11 protein-coding genes, 6 tRNA genes and 1 pseudogene are annotated in these 13,959 nt (G+C 61.3%); 17 read left to right on the forward strand and 1 reads right to left on the reverse strand.

Annotated features, from left to right (window positions below; genetic code table 11):
- Window positions 1–9 precede the first annotated feature (9 nt).
- From recO to GJA_RS07660, 9 genes are all read left to right on the forward strand, one after another.
- Window positions 10–801: a DNA repair protein RecO gene (gene recO, locus GJA_RS07620; RefSeq protein ID WP_038490634.1), complete on the forward strand. Its 792-nt coding sequence runs from the start codon at window positions 10–12 to the stop codon at window positions 799–801.
- Between the two features lie 39 nt (window positions 802–840).
- Window positions 841–1,611, forward strand: a complete 771-nt coding sequence (pdxJ, locus tag GJA_RS07625; RefSeq protein WP_038490637.1) for a pyridoxine 5'-phosphate synthase — start codon at window positions 841–843, stop codon at window positions 1,609–1,611.
- Window positions 1,608–2,003: a holo-ACP synthase gene (gene acpS / locus GJA_RS07630; protein ID WP_038490640.1), complete on the forward strand. Its 396-nt coding sequence runs from the start codon at window positions 1,608–1,610 to the stop codon at window positions 2,001–2,003. The genes pdxJ and acpS overlap by 4 nt, the downstream gene beginning before the upstream one ends.
- A gap of 26 nt (window positions 2,004–2,029) precedes the next feature.
- Entirely contained in the window at window positions 2,030–3,877 is a 1,848-nt protein-coding gene (uvrC, locus tag GJA_RS07635) for an excinuclease ABC subunit UvrC (RefSeq protein WP_038490642.1), read from the forward strand.
- Window positions 3,878–3,985: 108 nt separating this feature from the next.
- Window positions 3,986–4,567: a CDP-diacylglycerol--glycerol-3-phosphate 3-phosphatidyltransferase gene (gene pgsA, locus GJA_RS07640; protein ID WP_038490645.1), complete on the forward strand. Its 582-nt coding sequence runs from the start codon at window positions 3,986–3,988 to the stop codon at window positions 4,565–4,567.
- Between the two features lie 89 nt (window positions 4,568–4,656).
- Window positions 4,657–4,732 (forward strand) — tRNA-Gly (locus tag GJA_RS07645).
- Between the two features lie 80 nt (window positions 4,733–4,812).
- Window positions 4,813–4,888, forward strand: a tRNA-Gly gene (locus tag GJA_RS07650).
- 56 nt (window positions 4,889–4,944) lie between these two features.
- Window positions 4,945–5,020 (forward strand) — tRNA-Gly (locus GJA_RS07655).
- A 50-nt stretch (window positions 5,021–5,070) separates the two neighbouring features.
- Window positions 5,071–5,146, forward strand: a tRNA-Gly gene (locus GJA_RS07660).
- A 163-nt stretch (window positions 5,147–5,309) separates the two neighbouring features.
- On the opposite strand, the gene GJA_RS07665 is transcribed toward GJA_RS07660, so the two are convergent.
- Window positions 5,310–7,532 (reverse strand): TonB-dependent receptor family protein, encoded by a 2,223-nt coding sequence (locus GJA_RS07665; RefSeq protein ID WP_051780422.1) that lies wholly within the window; start codon window positions 7,530–7,532, stop codon window positions 5,310–5,312.
- A gap of 293 nt (window positions 7,533–7,825) precedes the next feature.
- Between GJA_RS07665 and GJA_RS07670 the strand changes: the two genes are divergently transcribed.
- The 8 genes and pseudogenes from GJA_RS07670 (at window position 7,826) to GJA_RS07695 (ending at window position 13,268) form a co-directional block, all read left to right on the forward strand.
- Window positions 7,826–7,899 (forward strand) — tRNA-Cys (locus GJA_RS07670).
- A 17-nt stretch (window positions 7,900–7,916) separates the two neighbouring features.
- A tRNA-Gly gene (locus tag GJA_RS07675) sits at window positions 7,917–7,992 on the forward strand.
- A gap of 178 nt (window positions 7,993–8,170) precedes the next feature.
- Entirely contained in the window at window positions 8,171–9,049 is an 879-nt protein-coding gene (locus GJA_RS07680) for a CPBP family intramembrane glutamic endopeptidase (protein ID WP_038490651.1), read from the forward strand.
- 199 nt (window positions 9,050–9,248) lie between these two features.
- Window positions 9,249–9,728: pseudogene (locus GJA_RS07685) on the forward strand (methylated-DNA--[protein]-cysteine S-methyltransferase); the annotation flags it as partial.
- Window positions 9,729–9,918: 190 nt separating this feature from the next.
- Window positions 9,919–11,043, forward strand: coding sequence for a hypothetical protein (locus GJA_RS07690; RefSeq protein WP_038490656.1), 1,125 nt, complete (start codon window positions 9,919–9,921; stop codon window positions 11,041–11,043).
- A gap of 125 nt (window positions 11,044–11,168) precedes the next feature.
- A complete protein-coding gene (locus GJA_RS27745; protein ID WP_156484098.1) occupies window positions 11,169–11,342 on the forward strand; it encodes a hypothetical protein in 174 nt (57 codons plus the stop codon).
- Between the two features lie 77 nt (window positions 11,343–11,419).
- Window positions 11,420–11,596, forward strand: a complete 177-nt coding sequence (locus tag GJA_RS27750) for a hypothetical protein (protein ID WP_156484097.1) — start codon at window positions 11,420–11,422, stop codon at window positions 11,594–11,596.
- A gap of 199 nt (window positions 11,597–11,795) precedes the next feature.
- Window positions 11,796–13,268, forward strand: coding sequence for a class I SAM-dependent methyltransferase (locus GJA_RS07695; RefSeq protein ID WP_038490659.1), 1,473 nt, complete (start codon window positions 11,796–11,798; stop codon window positions 13,266–13,268).
- The last annotated feature ends 691 nt before the right edge of the window (window positions 13,269–13,959 follow it).

A 13,959-nucleotide genomic window follows, 5' to 3' on the forward strand; every position in this document is an offset into this window, starting at 1 on the left:
GCCAAGCGCATGAGCACTTCCACGCTCGATCCCGCGGCGCCAGCCGTCATGGCCACAGCGGCGCCGGCCCGGCGCCGCGCGCCCAGGAGCGACGGCCGCATCAGCGGCCAGCCAGCCTTCGTGCTGCACAGCTATCCCCACAAGGAAACCAGCCTGATCGTCGACGTGTTCACCCGCGATCACGGCCGCATCGCGCTGGTCGCCAAGGGCGCCAAGCGGCCCCATTCTCAATTGCGCGGCGTGCTGCAAACCTTCCAGCCGCTGTCGGCCGGCTGGACCGGCAAGTCCGAATTGCGCATCCTGACCGGTGCAGAATGGGTGGGCGGTATGTTGCCGTTGGAAAAGACCGCGCTGCTGTGCGGCTTTTATCTGAACGAATTGCTGGTCAAATTGCTGGCGCGCGACGACCCGCACCCGGTGTTGTTCGACCATTACGTTGCAACACTGAATCAACTGGCGCACAATGAGCCGGCCCCCATCGTGCTGCGCAAGTTCGAACGGGCGCTGCTGAAGGAAACCGGCGTCGCGGCCGACCTGGGCCATTGTACCGGTACCCGCCGCGCGGTGGACGCTCAGCAAGTGTACGTGGTCGATCCGGAACGGGGCCCGCGTCCGGAGCGCGCATCGGACCAGTGGCCGCGCGTGTCCGGCAAGACGCTGCTCGACATGGAGCGCGAAGATTACGTTGATGCGACCACGCAGGCGCAAAGCAAGCTGCTGATGCGCTTCCTGCTGGCCCATCACCTGGGCGGCGCGCCGTTGAATACGCGCCAGATTTTGATCGACCTGATGCAGTTATAACGCCTTTTATCCGATATACGAGCTACCCGAGATCACACTATGAGCTTCTTGCAACCGTCCGGCCCGGTCATCGACCTGGGCGTCAATATCGACCACGTCGCGACGCTGCGCAATGCGCGCGGCACCGCTTATCCGGACCCGATCCGCGCCGCCTTGCTGGCGGAACAGGCCGGCGCCGACGCCATCACGCTGCATTTGCGTGAAGACCGGCGCCACATCAAGGACGCCGACGTGATCGCGATCGCGCCGCAATTGCTGACCCGCATGAACCTGGAAGCGGCGGTGACCCAGGAAATGATCGACTTCGCCTGCCGCATCAAGCCGGCCGACGTCTGCCTGGTGCCGGAAAAGCGTACCGAAGTGACCACCGAGGGCGGCCTCGACGTGGTGCGCTATTACCAGGAAGTCGCCGCGGCGGTCAAGCAATTGCAGGGCGAGGGCATCCGCGTCAGCCTGTTCATCGACGCCGACGAGGCCCAGATCGGCGCCGCGGCCGAGCTCGGCGCGCCGGTGATCGAATTGCATACCGGGCGCTACGCCGACACGGCCGGCGCCGAGCAACTGGCGGAACTGGAACGCATCAAGGCCGGCGTGCTGTTCGGCGTCGGGCGCGGCTTGAAAGTCAATGCCGGCCACGGTTTGCATTACAGCAACGTGCAAGCGATCGCCGCGATCCCGGAGATTGCCGAACTGAATATTGGCCACGCCATCGTCGCCCACGCCGTGTTTGCCGGCTGGGAAAACGCGGTGCGTGAAATGAAGGCGATCATGGTGGCGACACGGTTGGGGAAAACCTCGGGGGTAAAATGATCTACGGCATCGGCACCGATATCTGCAAGATCCCGCGCATCGAAGCGGCGCTGGCCCGGCATGGGGAGCGCTTTGCGCAAAAGATCCTGGGGCCGCAGGAGCTGGAAAAATACCGTGCCCGCAGCGTCAGGAGCCCGCTGCGCGGCCTGCGTTTCCTGGCCACCCGTTTTGCCGCCAAGGAAGCGTTCTCCAAAGCCATCGGGCTCGGCATCCACATGCCGATGACCTGGCCGGCCGCGCAAATGCTGAACCATGCCAGCGGCAAGCCGATGATCGTCTGCAGCGGCGTGCTGGCCGAATTCATGCAGCAAAACCGCCTCAGCGCCCAAGTGACCATCAGCGATGAAGCGGAATATGCGGTGGCTTTCGTCATCGTCGAGCAAGCCGCCTGATACTGCGGTTTTAAAAGAATGAAGCAATGACTGAAGCAAGTCCAAAATCCGAGGTGTTGGCCACCGTCGCCAAGCTGCCTAATTTGCCGGGCGTGTACCGTTATTTCGACGCCAGCGACGCCGTGCTGTACGTCGGCAAGGCGCGCGACCTGAAAAAGCGCGTGTCGAGTTATTTTCAAAAGAATCTGTCCAGTCCGCGCATCGCGATGATGGTCGAGCGCATCGCGCGGCTGGAAACCACGGTCACGCATAGCGAAGCCGAGGCGCTGATCCTGGAAAACAACCTGATCAAGACGCTGCACCCGCGCTTCAATATCCTGTTCCGCGACGACAAGTCGTACCCCTACCTGAAGATCACCGGCGGCGATGCGCCGCGGATGGTGTATTACCGCGGTGCGGTGGACAAGAAAAACCAGTATTTCGGACCTTTCCCCAGTTCCTGGGCGGTCAAGGAATCGATGCAGATTCTGCAAAAGGTGTTTTTGATCCGTACTTGCGAAGACAGCGTCTACGCCAACCGTACCCGGCCGTGCCTGCTGCACCAGATCGGCCGCTGCAGCGGGCCTTGCGTCAATTTGATCAGCAAGGAAGATTACAGGATCGACGTCGAGAACGCCGCCAGGTTCCTGCGCGGGCGCCAGAGCGAAGTGCTGGCGGACCTGGAAAAGAAGATGCACGCCTATGCCGAGGAACTCAAGTTCGAGCAGGCGGTGGTGGTGCGCAACCAGATTGCGTCGCTGTCGCGCGTGCTGCACCAGCAAAGCATGGAAACCACCGGCGACGCCGACGTCGATATCATCGCCGTCATCGTGCAGGGCGGGCGCGCCTGCGTCAACCTGGCGATGGTGCGCGGCGGCCGCCACCTGGGCGACCGGGCGTATTTTCCGACCCAGGTCGGCGATGCGGCGGCGATCGCCGAGCAAGCCATCGAGGTCGAGGTGCTGAGCGCCTTCCTGGCCCAGCACTACACCGGAAAATTCATCCCCGGCACGCTGATCCTGAACCTGGAATTCGACCAGCCGGCGCTGATGCTGGCGTTGATGGAGCAGTGCGGCCACCGCATCAACCTGATTTTCCAGCCGCAGGGCCAGCGCCGGCTATGGCTGGAACTGGCGCAGAAGGGCGCCGATATCTCGCTGGCGCGGCTGCTGTCGGAACAGGGTTCGCAACAGTCGCGCACGCGCGCGCTGGCCGAGGCGTTGCAGCTGGAATCGGACGACCTGGAAAGCCTGCGCGTCGAATGCTTCGACATCAGCCACACCCAAGGCGAGGCGACCCAGGCTTCGTGCGTGGTGTTCCACCACCACGCGATGCAAAACGGCGAATACCGCCGCTACAATATCAACGACATCACGCCCGGCGACGATTACGCGGCGATGCGCCAGGTGCTGATGCGGCGTTATGAAAAAGTGGCCAATGGCGACGGCGTGATGCCGGACGTGGTGCTGATCGACGGCGGCAAGGGGCAAATCGAAATGGCGCGCCAGGTGTTCGCCGAACTGGGACTCGATATCAGCTTGATCGTCGGCGTCGCCAAGGGAGAAGGGCGCCGGGTCGGCCTGGAAACGCTGCTGTTCGTCGACGGCCGCGCGGCGCAGGAGCTGGGCAAGGAATCGGCGGCGCTGATGCTGATCGCGCAGATCCGCGACGAGGCGCACCGCTTTGCGATCACCGGCATGCGCGCCAGGCGGGCCAAGACGCGCCAGACCTCGCGGCTGGAAGAGATCGAGGGCATCGGCGCCAAGCGGCGCCAGAAGCTGCTGGCGCGCTTCGGCGGCTTGCGCGGGGTGGTCGACGCCAGTGTCGAGGATTTGATGTCGGTCGAAGGCATCTCGAACCAGCTGGCCGAAGAGATTTACAGACAGCTGCATTAATAACAGCTGTATTAATGTGCACTAGTGTAATGCCCGTGAGCCATGTAGACTAGTGGCGCTTTGTTTAATTCACCAGCCGGCAGGTTGATTTTTCGTCTGTTCTTCACTATGCCTTTTAATATCCCGATACTCTTGACCTGGTTGCGCGTGGCACTGATACCGCTGGTGGTCGGCGTGTTTTACCTGCCGCCGTCGCTGCTGCTGCACGGCGACCAGAACCTGGTCGCCACGCTGGTGTTCATCGTCGCCGCCGTCACCGACTGGTTCGACGGTTTCCTGGCGCGGCGCTGGAACCAGACTTCGGCCTTCGGCGCCTTCCTCGATCCGGTGGCCGACAAGCTGATGGTGGCCGGCGCGCTGCTGGTGCTGGTGCAGCTGGAGCGCTGCGACGCGGTGCTTGCGTTTATCATCATCGGCCGCGAAATCGCCATTTCCGCGCTGCGCGAATGGATGGCGCAGATCGGCGCGTCGAAATCGGTGGCGGTCAGCTCGATCGGCAAGATCAAGACGGCCGCGCAAATGACGGCCATTCCGCTGCTGCTGTACCACGAAGTGGTGTTCGGCGCGATCGACACGCAGGTCTGGGGCAACCGCCTGCTGTGGATCGCCAGCGTGCTGACGGTGTGGTCGATGTTTTATTATCTGCGCCTGGCCTGGCCCTTGATCAAGGAAAAGGCCGGGAATCTGTAAGTGGCGCGGTAAGATTTTATAAACGTTAATGGTTTATACCGTTGACAGCCCCCGTAATTACTCTATAATGCTGGCCTGTTGTTGATGACGCGGGAGTAGCTCAGTTGGTAGAGCGCAACCTTGCCAAGGTTGAGGTCGAGAGTTCGAGACTCTTCTCCCGCTCCAGTTTCTTGGGAGCCGCATCAGCAAGAGTAGCAAGTAGTACTGGAAGTGCAGCAAGCTTTCTGATAAGATGTTGTTCCGCTGCGGGAGTAGCTCAGTTGGTAGAGCGCAACCTTGCCAAGGTTGAGGTCGAGAGTTCGAGACTCTTCTCCCGCTCCAGCGTTTGCTGGAGGTAGCGAAAATGGCAGTAGTAAAGCAGCAGTAAGAAACTCCATGCGGGAGTAGCTCAGTTGGTAGAGCGCAACCTTGCCAAGGTTGAGGTCGAGAGTTCGAGACTCTTCTCCCGCTCCAGAATTCAAGCCGCAAGTTCAATCGACTTGCGGTGGGAGTAAAGACTCCATGCGGGAGTAGCTCAGTTGGTAGAGCGCAACCTTGCCAAGGTTGAGGTCGAGAGTTCGAGACTCTTCTCCCGCTCCAGATAGTGAAAAAAGAACCTGCGGGTTCTTTTTTTTCGTCCCTGTATTTCTGTGCTCGATTCCAGGAACATTCCATTGCCGTTCAGTTCCCGCCAATAAAAAAATGGGCTGGTGTGGGCTTGCGCCGCACACCAGCCCAGTGACTGGCATTGCTGGAGGATCGCTTAGAAGACCAGCGAGGTCTGGAAATACAGCGTGCGCGGCTGGCCGACGAATTTGCCGCCGTTGTTATCGGTCGAGCGCGTGAAGTAGCGGCGGTCCATCAAGTTCTTGACGCCGACGGCCAGCTTCAGGTTCTTCATCTGCTTGCCGAAGTCGTAGCCGCCGCGTAGCGCCACGGTGGCGTAGCCGGGAATGTCGCCGAGGCGGCCGGTGACGTCTTCCTTGGTGATGTAGGTCGCGCCGTCGACCGGCGAATCGGGCGAGCGCTGTTTGGAGTTGGCGAACAGGTCGGCGTTGAAGGTCCAGCGGTCGATCGCGTAGCGCGCGCCCAGCGAGCCGACCTGGCGCGAATACAGCGGCAAGTCCATGCCCTGGAATGCGCCGGCTTGCGACAGCGCCTGGGTGTAGGTGAAGTTGGCCGACACCGACCAGCCTTTCAGGACCGGATTCAGGTCGCCCAGGTCGTAGCGCAGCGCCGATTCCAGGCCGCGGTGACGGGTTGCGCCCAGGTCGGTCCAGGTGCCGTCGCCGACGATGGAGCGCGCCAGTTGCAGCTCTTTATCGAAGTCGATGTTGAACAGCGTGAATTCGCCGCCCCAGGCCGTGCCATTGATATGCGTGCCGATTTCATAGGTGGTCGCCATTTCCGGGTGCAGGCCGTTGGTGGTCGAGGCCAGTTGCGCGTACTGCTGCGGGCCGAACGATTTGCCGGCGTTGGCGAATACCGTCCAGCGCTCGCTGACGCGGTACAGCGCGGACAGCGTCGGCAGCGTTTCGCGTGAATCGATGCTCGGGAACAGTGCGCTGGTCAGCTTGCCGTTGGTGGCGAAGTTCGACACATTATTGAAGGTGCTGATGTCTTCCAGCCGCACTCCCGGCGTGATGGTCCAGTTGCCGATGCTGATGCGGTCGTCGATATACAGCGCATGCGCGGTGGTGCCGCCCTGGCTGGTCTGGTAAGTGAGCATCGGGATGGCGAACGCGTCGAAACCGCTGGCTGGCTTGTAATACGCGGTGCGGCCGGCCACTTCGGCGCTGCTTTCCTTCAGGTAGCGGTAGCCGACGCTGACTTCCTGGCTCACCGCGCCGGTTTCGAACAGCCGCGAATAGCGCGGTTCGATGCCGAAATAATGATAGCTGCGCGGTGCGGTGGTCAGGCGGCGCTGTCCGGCGCTGGTCCCGCCGCCTTCCTGTTCGATGAAGCTGCCGCGGAAGGAATCGACGTAGTAGGCCAGCACTTCGGCATTGTTGACACCATCGTTATGGGTGTATTTCAGCGACGTGTCGGTGCGCCGTCCGGAAAATTGATCGTACGGACGGGTCGACTGGAACGGGTCCTGCGCGTATTGCGCGCTGGTCAGGCCGCCGGCCATGTCGCCCTGGCCTTCGAAGTGGTGCAGCGCTCCCGCAATCGTGTCATTGGCCGAAATGCGGTACGCGGCCTTCAGCATGATGTCGTCGATATCGATCTTGTCGTTGCTGGAACGGTAGCCGTCGCCGTGGGTGCCCGAATACAGGATCGCGCCGCCCAGGCCGTTGTCGTTGGTGCCGCCGATAAAGAAGCTCGGGGTCGACTTGACGTCGCCGCCGTGGCGGTACAATTCCGAGCCCAGGCTCAGGCTGGCCTTGAAATCCTTGGGAATCGCGCGTGTGACGAAGTTGATGATGCCGCCCACGTTTTGCGGGCCATAACGCACCGATCCGGCGCCGCGCACCACGTCGACCGATTCCAGGTTGTCCAGCGCCAATGGCGCCAGCGACAGTTGCGGCTGGCCATACGGCGCATACGACATCGGCACGCCATCCATCAGCACGGTGGAACGCGGCGACAGGCGCGCCGTCAAGCCGCGGATGCCGACGTTGAGCGAGACGTCGCTGCCGCCGGTGCCGTTGCTTTCTTGTACTTGCACGCCGGGAATCTGGCGCAGCACGTCGCGCACGCTGCTGGAGCCGCTTTCTTCGATGCGCTGGCGCACCACGATGCTGCGCGCGCCCGGATGTTCCAGCACTTTTGCATTGCTCGGGGTGCTCAGCCAGTTGCCGGTCACGGTGACGGTGTGCGGCGCCGCCATGTCGGAGGAGGTTTCGTGCTGCGCGTCGGTTTGCTGCTGGGCTTGCTGGGCATGTACTGCGCCGGGCAAGCCCAGCATGGCGACGGCAACGGCTGCCGCGCATTGACTCAAACACAATCCCGCACCTGGCTGCCGGCTTTTCAAACGTGCCATTTATTGATTCTCTTTCTCGCCCGTGGGCGCCTGCGTTATCGATCCTAAATAAGAGTGAAAGTCTAAATGATAATCACCCTCATTATCAAGTAGATAGTGAGCAAGCTATTACTTATGCACAAATTAGCCATTTTGCAAGCGTTGCTGGAAAATAAGTCCGGATGGGACTTGCCAATAGCGCGGAACGAGGCGATAATAGCGCCCTGATCTGATCTTGCGACGAGATGAAACTCGTTAATAATCAATGGCTTAGAAATAAGTTGGCAATAAGTGAGATCAAAAGTAAGACCTCAGGCGAGGTAGCAAAGAGGTTATGCAGCGGCCTGCAAAGCCGTTTAGACGGGTTCGATTCCCGTCCTCGCCTCCAGATAATTTGTGCTCCAAGCGGGAGTAGCTCAGTTGGTAGAGCGCAACCTTGCCAAGGTTGAGGTCGAGAGTTCGAGACTCTTCTCCCGCTCCAGAATCCGAAAGGGAAGTCGTCATGGCTTCCCTTTTTTGCGTTTACGCACTGTTTTTCCAAACAAGGCACGCTGGACCTACCCGCCGGAATTTTTGTTTCGTGGGAAACGATTACATATGTCACATTGTTGCAGGTCGATTATACTGACAGCCGTTTCCTTCTTTTACCAAGGTTCCCCATGATCGTCACTTACGGCCTGCTTGCTTTGGCCATCTTATCCGTATGGTTAACCGATGTGCGTTTGTCGCCATCGCTGCGCATCCCTGCCTGGGGTGTATTGTTGCTGGCGGCCATAGTCAGCGGTCTCGCCAGCGGCATCCTGGCGCCGCTGGCGCTGCTTTCCATCGTGGTGTTTGTCGTGCTGGCCTCGTATGCCGAGCGCTGCGGCCGCAAGCCGGACGCGCAATGGCTGGCCCGGCTGCTGCTGTTGCTGACCATGCTGGCCGGCTTGGTGCTGGCCATGCACCTGGCGCCCGGTTTCCATAATCCGCGCATCATCGACAAGCTGGTCTTGTCGCCCGGCGGCGCGCCGTTTACCCAGTATCTGAATTTCGACAAGGGTTTGACTGGCCTGGTGTTGCTCGCGCTGTTCTGCGCCCGCGCGCACAATTGGCAGGAATTCGCGCAGGCCATCAAGCGGGCCGTGCCGGTGATGGCGGTGACGCTGGTCGCAGTGGTCGGCACCGCGCTGGCCATCGGTTTTGTGAAGCCGGATTTCAAATTGCCCGACATCACGCTGCAATTCTTGCTGGTCAATCTGCTGTTGACCTGTGTTGCCGAAGAAGCCTTTTTCCGTGGTTTGTTGCAAGAGCGGATCGCAGCCTTCCTGAAGCACACCACTACCGGTGAAACCGTGGCGCTGCTGGTTGCCAGCGTACTGTTCGGCCTGACGCATGCCGCCGGCGGCTGGCGTGTGATCTTGCTGGCGACCATGGCCGGCCTGGGCTACGGTTTTGCCTATCGTTATACCAAAAGAATCGAGGCGGCCATCGCCACGCACTTCATCGTCAACGCGGTGCAGTTCCTGGCGCTGACTTATCCTTACCTGCGCGGCTGACGGCAAACGCCGCGCGATTCAATAGCAAGATCTGTCGTGCTTTCAGTGACTGGAAGCGTTACAGTATGATCTGGCTAAGAGCCTATCCCAGTAGTGAGCGTCTTCTGCTGGCAGCGCATCAGCAACGCAGTCCCCGTTCCTGAGGGGCGCCAGAACAAGACGCTCACTACTGGGATAGGCTCTAAATACAGGGGTTGCCGTGTCCTATGTCTACAAAACCATCGACTCGCCGGTCGGCCAGTTGAAGCTGGTCGCCAACGGCGACCGGCTGTGCGCGATCCTGTGGCAAAACGAGCAGCCTGGCCGGGTTCGGCTGGGGCCGATGCGCGAAGATCCGGAGCGTCCGGTCTTGCTGGAAACGCAGCGCCAGTTGCAGGAATATTTTGCCGGCCGGCGCGACAGCTTCGCGCTGGAACTCGACCTTGCCGGCAGCGCATTCCAGCAGCAGGTGTGGCAGGCGCTGTTGACGATACCGTTCGGCGAAACCCGCAGCTACAGCCAGATCGCGCGCCAGATCGGCAATCCCAGGGCGGTGCGGGCGGTCGGCGCGGCCAATGGCAAGAACCCGATTTCTATCGTCGCGCCCTGCCACCGCGTGATCGGCGCATCCGGCGCGCTGACGGGTTTCGCCGGCGGATTGCAGGCCAAGAAATTGCTGCTGGCGCTGGAGGACAAGCAGCAGTTGCACATGGCGTGGTGAGCGCTGCGTCAGCTTGCTTTGCCGGCTTGCGCGGCCAGATCGTCATCGCGCGGTAGCGTCAAAAGGAAGGGCAGGCGGAACTCTGTACATCGCCGCCGCCACTGATGCGCAGCTTATGCCGCCTTGCCTGTTGCGGGGCGCCCCTTATGACTGCCGACGCGAGCCTGCCGTGAAACTGACCTTTCCTTCCTTGTCGGGCGCCCAGCCCTTGTCCACTTCGCCGGCGGCCACGCCGCCGCCCGTTACCCATCCTGCCGGTACGCCGCAGCGGCCGGCCGAGCCGTCGCGCCAAACCCGCCACGCCGGCGGCACCGCGGCACTGCGTTTGCGGCAGATGTTCAAGGCCAGTTCGCCATCGATCAACCAGTTGCCATCCGGAACAAAAATCGTTACCGACAATGTCGAGAAGATGACGCCAGCCGAAAGGACCGCCGTCGCCGATGCGCTCGGCATCGATAGTGCGCACTTGAATGAGCGTGGTATCAACGGTGAAATCGGCGCCGTGCTCGATAAGTTCCAGCATTTGTGGTTCACGCCCGAGATCGCTGCAGGCCAGCAGCCGATGGTGCAATATGAAAAAAATGTCAATCTTGGCCATCTCGCGATGCTGTTTCCGAAAGTACCAGTCGAGAAGCTCAGGGAGTTGGATACCGCGATGAGCAAGGCAAACATGGAAATCGCCTGGGATAGCCGACGTTCGGCGATGGCGATTCAATTCGATGGCACTGCATTGAATGTCAAGGATTTCAGGCAGCAGGCGACTACCGTGTTGGGAGGTAATGGCGAAGTGATGGACGGCGCCAGCGATGCGGCAAAGATCGTTGCGCAGATGCTGGCCAGCGAACCGCGCGCCAAGCTGGAGCTGGTCAGCGGTTTTTCCTTGGGCGGCGCCAGCGCCCAAGTGTTCAAGGCGGCGCTGGCGGCGCATCACCCTGTCGCTGCCAAGGTGCCGATGGTGTTGGCCGATCCGCAATTACTAAACAATAAGCAGGCGCGCCGGGCGGTCGTGGAAGGGGGGCAAGTTGTCGATTACGCCCAGCCGCGGGGGCTGGCGCTGACTTTCGATTATGCAGGTAGCCCGCATCGCGGCGTGATGGGCGCGATGGGCGCGGCGCAGTTCAACTATCCCGGCCTGGTCAAGCTGAAACTGCCGCTGCAAGCGCACGACGGGCTCGACGGCGGCGAGCCGGCAGCGTCATGGCTGGGATATCACGGCATCTATCCCGGACCGATACAGCGCTTTTCCCGGCAAACGCCGCCGGTCGGCGGTTACCGCGGTTATCCGGAAGTGTGAAAAAAATGATGCAAAAAAATGCAACGGCGATGGAACTTGGACGCGCAGTCCACCACTTATCAGCAGTGGAGAGCAAAACTCCCGATTCCCTTAAACGAAGTTTCTTTTTTTGATTGGAGTTAATCATGGCAATACCATCTATTCCTGGCGGCGTTGGTGCAGCAGCAGGCGGAGCAGAGCTGGCTCTCGGCTTGGGAAACATTGCGCAAGGCATGGCGATCAACCAGATCCTGACCCAGGCGCAAATGGCCGCTGCGACCCAGAAGAAAGCCAATGAGATTGCGGCCAACGCAATCTAAGCCAGCCCACCATGCCGGCACGCTGGTGCGTATGACCATACAGGGCGCACCAAGCGTGTATTTGAAAGGATGAATCGATGAACTACCCTAACGTAGCAGGCAATTTTTCGACCCGATCGCAACCAGAAATGGACCCGAACACGGCTCCTCCGCAAGGCGCCGAAGATATTTTGTGGGCCATGGCGCAAGGCCGTGCGCTGACAAAGTTGCAGACCTTTTCTTCGATGGCCAAGCGTCTCAACGACCAGCAGTAAGCGTCCGCACCGGATCGCAGCCAGCCTGCGCCGCCTGATGGGCCGATATCATCGCCCAGTCTTGTCTTCCAGAGCAATCGCCGCAACTGTCCGGACAGTGTCTCCGGCCGGTGGGCGGCGGTGTGCTCGCCGCTCAGCTTTCGCCGCTTATTTTCCCCATTTTTTTCCTGCTTGCGTCTCTACTTTAAGGGTGTCTACAATGAACTGGACAGATGGTTATGCCTCCGATACCGACTACCAGGCCGGCTTCTTCCGCGAACAGAGTCCGGTCTACCTGAGCTTTGCCTGTGCCTTGAACGGCGTCGAGCCCATCGATACCGGCCGTCCGTACACTTATTTCGAGCTTGGCTTCGGGCGCGGACTGACCGCCAACCTGCTGGCCGCCAGCAACCCGCATGGGCAATTTTTTGCCGCCGACTTCAATCCCGCGTATGTCGCGGGCGCGCGGCAGCTGGCCGGGCAGGCCGCACTGGATAACCTGACGCTGCTGGAGGCGAGTTTTGCCGATCTGGCCGACGGCAAGCACAGTGCGCTGCCGCCATGCGACTTCATTTCGCTGAACGGCGTCTACACCTGGGTGTCGGAGGAAAACCGGCGCCAGATCGTGCGTTTCATCGAGCGTTACCTGAAACCGGGCGGCATCGTCTATATCAGCTACAACGCCATGCCGGGCTGGGCCTCGGCATTGCCTTTGCAGCGCTTGCTGGTCGATCACGCCGAACTGCGGGCCGGCGGCACCGGGACCAAGGTCGACCGCGCACGCGCATTCTGCCGCCAGCTGGAACAGGTCAAGGCGGGGTATTTTGACGCCAATCCGGGTTTGTCCAGGCCGCTTGACGCGCTGCAGCGCGAATCGTCCGACTACCTGGCCCACGAATACATGCACCGCTGCTGGCAGCCGCTGTACCACAAGGATGTGGCGCACGACCTGGCCGGCGCCAAGCTCGATTATGCCGGTTCGGCCCATCTGCCGCATGCGTTCCCGTCGCTGGCCTTCACGCCGGAACAGCAGCAATTGCTCGATGCCGTCGACGACCATACCCTGCGCGAAACCATCAAGGATTATTTGCTGAACACCAGCTATCGGCAGGATATCTTTGTCCGCGGCGCGCGCCGCATGAAGCCGCTGCGGCAAGCCGAATGGCTGCTGCGCAGCGGACTGGCGCTGACGGTGCGACGCGCCGATGTCAAGCCGCATGACGCCGCTGATGCGCCGTTATTCGATGCGCTGGCGCTGCGTCCGCATACGCTGGCCGAACTGGCGGCCTTGTCCGGCCGCGAGCTGGCCGGCATGGCGCGAACGGCGGCGGTGCTGATCGCCTCCGGGCAGGTTTGTCCGTATATTTTTTCCGGCGCGGGCGTGCCGCCGGCTGCGGCGCAGCGCCTGAACCAGGCCATTGCCCGGCACTCCACCATCGATGACGATTACCAGGGGTTGGCGTCGCCGCTGCTGGGCAATGGCGTCGCCGCCGGCCTGGTGCAGCGGCTGGTTTACCTGGCCTTGTGCGCCGAGCCGGCAGGGCCCGGGGCGCCGGACGCCGCCGCCATCGTGCGCCAGGTGGCGGCCGGCCTGCGCGGCCACAGCACCATCGACCAGGCGCAATTGGCGGACACGGTGCAAGCGATCCTGCGCGAACGGCTGCCGATCTGGCGCCAGTTGCAGGTGCTGTGACGCCAATTCAGGCACGGCAAGGCGGCCGTCGAGAAATCGCTGCCGCCGCGATGGAACTTTGGCACGCCATTTTTTACTTATCTTGGCGACATTCTCTTTTTTACTTTTCAGGAGATTTACATGGCAATTGATGCGACCACGGGCCATTCGACCCTGCAGTACTGCTTTGATAAAGAAACCAACAAGACTACCGTCACCTATGTGAACCAACTCGATGACGGTGAAACCCAAACCGGTCCTTCGTTCAAAATGGACGGCGACCACCGTACGGAAATCAAGGACGCGCTGGTTGAAGACAACAAGAAGCCGACCACTCCAGAAAAGAACGCCGGCGTGTTCAGCACTTTCCTGAATTTATTCTCGTCCAAAAATTCGCCGGGTAGCACCACGCCGCCGGCGACCACCACGCCGCCGGCCACCACCACGCCGCCGGCCACCACCACGCCTCCAGCGACCACCACGCCTCCAGCGACCACCACGCCGCCGGCCACGACGACGCCACCGGCTACCACTACTCCGCCCGCGGCGAACACGCCGCCGGCCGCCATTCCGAACGGCGCCACGGTACCGGTCAACCAACCGAATACCGCCAGCGCGGCCTACCTGCTGGCGAGGGATCCGGCAGTCGGAGAAGGCAAGTTGAGCCAGGGGGATTTGTGGAATATCGCCAACGACAAGACCGGCAAGTACC

Origin of the sequence: Janthinobacterium agaricidamnosum NBRC 102515 = DSM 9628 (genome assembly GCF_000723165.1) — a bacterium.
GTDB lineage: Bacteria > Pseudomonadota > Gammaproteobacteria > Burkholderiales > Burkholderiaceae_D > Janthinobacterium > Janthinobacterium agaricidamnosum.

Excerpts from the sequence above, each read along its gene's own strand:
- recO (WP_038490634.1), top strand. The coding sequence starts at position 10 with ATGAGCACTTCCACGCTCGATCCCGCGGCGCCAGCCGTCATGGCCACA.
- pdxJ (WP_038490637.1), top strand. The coding sequence starts at position 841 with ATGAGCTTCTTGCAACCGTCCGGCCCGGTCATCGACCTGGGCGTCAAT.
- acpS (WP_038490640.1), top strand. The coding sequence starts at position 1,608 with ATGATCTACGGCATCGGCACCGATATCTGCAAGATCCCGCGCATCGAA.
- uvrC (WP_038490642.1), top strand. The coding sequence starts at position 2,030 with ATGACTGAAGCAAGTCCAAAATCCGAGGTGTTGGCCACCGTCGCCAAG.
- pgsA (WP_038490645.1), top strand. The coding sequence starts at position 3,986 with ATGCCTTTTAATATCCCGATACTCTTGACCTGGTTGCGCGTGGCACTG.
- GJA_RS07665 (WP_051780422.1), bottom strand. The coding sequence starts at position 7,532 with ATGGCACGTTTGAAAAGCCGGCAGCCAGGTGCGGGATTGTGTTTGAGT.
- GJA_RS07680 (WP_038490651.1), top strand. The coding sequence starts at position 8,171 with ATGATCGTCACTTACGGCCTGCTTGCTTTGGCCATCTTATCCGTATGG.
- GJA_RS27745 (WP_156484098.1), top strand. The coding sequence starts at position 11,169 with ATGGCAATACCATCTATTCCTGGCGGCGTTGGTGCAGCAGCAGGCGGA.
- GJA_RS27750 (WP_156484097.1), top strand. The coding sequence starts at position 11,420 with ATGAACTACCCTAACGTAGCAGGCAATTTTTCGACCCGATCGCAACCA.
- GJA_RS07695 (WP_038490659.1), top strand. The coding sequence starts at position 11,796 with ATGAACTGGACAGATGGTTATGCCTCCGATACCGACTACCAGGCCGGC.